Annotated in this window: 1 protein-coding gene; it reads left to right on the forward strand. The window is 33.8% G+C overall.

The genetic code is table 11. The features are described from left to right. Nucleotides 1-1,184, forward strand: a 1,184-nt coding sequence (locus FE392_RS19715) for a hypothetical protein (protein ID WP_319931834.1), incomplete at its 5' end; no start/stop codon positions are given. Nucleotides 1,185-1,854: the final 670 nt, after the last annotated feature.

A 1,854-nucleotide genomic window follows, 5' to 3' on the forward strand; every position in this document is an offset into this window, starting at 1 on the left:
CGATAACGATCAAGACATCAACCACTAGACAGTTTAAAAAATCCGCTGCCACTGTCAGTTATCAATTGAAGAAAGGGAAATTTAAAATTGAATTTAATAAAAAGTCTATTGAGGTCGACGTTAATAGTGAGGATTACAAGTTATTGCAACAGAATCCATCTTTGCCAATTCCTCAGAAAGTCAGACTTAAAACAAAAAGCAGTGATCCCTCTGTTATAAATATCTCTGGTAATACCTGGCAAGTAAGATCTCTAGGTAAAACAACCATTACTCAATATATTTCTGGAAATGATTATTATGAGGATAGCGAAGGGAGCTATGAAGTAATTATATATCGCGCTCCTAGTCTTTATTCCTTTGGATACCATATGCGGACTGATAAAAGAAAACCCGATAATAAGGACTGGCTCCCGGCATTTAAAGGTGACGCTATTAACGTACTCTGGACATTGGGAGAAAACAATAATATCTATGAGAACGCTACTAGTGTAGATGTAGAGTTGGTCGAAAAAGGAGGTAATGTACTTGATAAAAAACATTATTCTGCTGATAAATTGATCTCATTTAAGACAATGAAAACTCCTTTTGAAGCAAAAACGGATTACTGGGATAAGAATGTATTTATTAGAGTAATACTAAAAGGCAACGGCCCAGCTGTATTTAAGAAAGAAACGGATTCTTTTCATATTAAAAAGCCTAGACCCGATCAAATTTGGAAAAGCTTAGTTGTGGAAACTAAGATAATCAAGACGATTGAAGATAAATGGGATTTGTTGGGGCGGCTTCAGAAGCCTAAGGATGAAATTAAATTTCTACATCATTTTCCAGAAACAATCAAAGTGGACTTTTTTACCGATCTTGAATTGATGTCACCCATGATTTTTTGTATTAAAGCAAAGGTCAATAATGATGAACTATACATTAACCCTGATAATAAAGGGGTATTTGATGAAATCAAAAAAAGTGATGAGAAACATCTTGCTTATATAACTGATAACATATGGAATTTGGAAAAACAGGGTCGACAATGGCAGACTAATAATAGGGGATATCATTTATATGTATATATCAAGTATAATGGCCATACATACACATATCGGAGTGAAAAGCAGCATTATTATCAAGCCAATACTGCTCGTAAGATAGTTACATTTAAAGATGAACATTGGGAATTTATACCATAATTCCGCCTCGATTAATCATTCCTATTTAAAATAGTAAATTATAGAACCGGAGTACATTATTGTATTCCGGTTTCTTACTGAAAATTAGCCAAGGATATTTTGCAAATGCAGGTTTGCAATGTTTCTGCCAATCTCCATTGAAGCCATCGCCGCAGGTGAGGGTGCATTTCTGCCATGCCTTCGCAAAAATAGCGGCTGGCGATTTTCTAAAACCCTTTGTATGTCAATACGTCGATTAAATCCAATAGATTGAAATTTGCCTTGCGATTGGGCCGATATCCCGCTTACCGTTATGCATTCGCGTAAAATGGGCATGAAATTAACCTGTTATGCAAATAGGTTATATTTATAATACCATTTAGGATTTATCTTAACACAGGGGATGAATTAGGATTTTTTATTGTATTTATATCGTGAATGGTTTTGTGTTGTTCAATAAAATAAGTGGCATGGCTTATTTTTTAAATAAAAAATGACTTTTTTTGAATTTGTTTCTTATATCCTGAAGCGAGTGGATCGATCTTTTGGCATATAAACAGATAAGATTATATAAAGATCACCCTTTTTGGTAAAGAAAACCATTTGTTACATTATAACATTATTATTGAAATCCCCCCGGTTTTCATTTAAAAAATCCCTCTGATTAAACTTTAGACTGTTTTTATTTGCC

Origin of the sequence: Xenorhabdus santafensis (assembly GCF_033949405.1) — a bacterium.
Taxonomy (GTDB): domain Bacteria; phylum Pseudomonadota; class Gammaproteobacteria; order Enterobacterales; family Enterobacteriaceae; genus Xenorhabdus; species Xenorhabdus santafensis.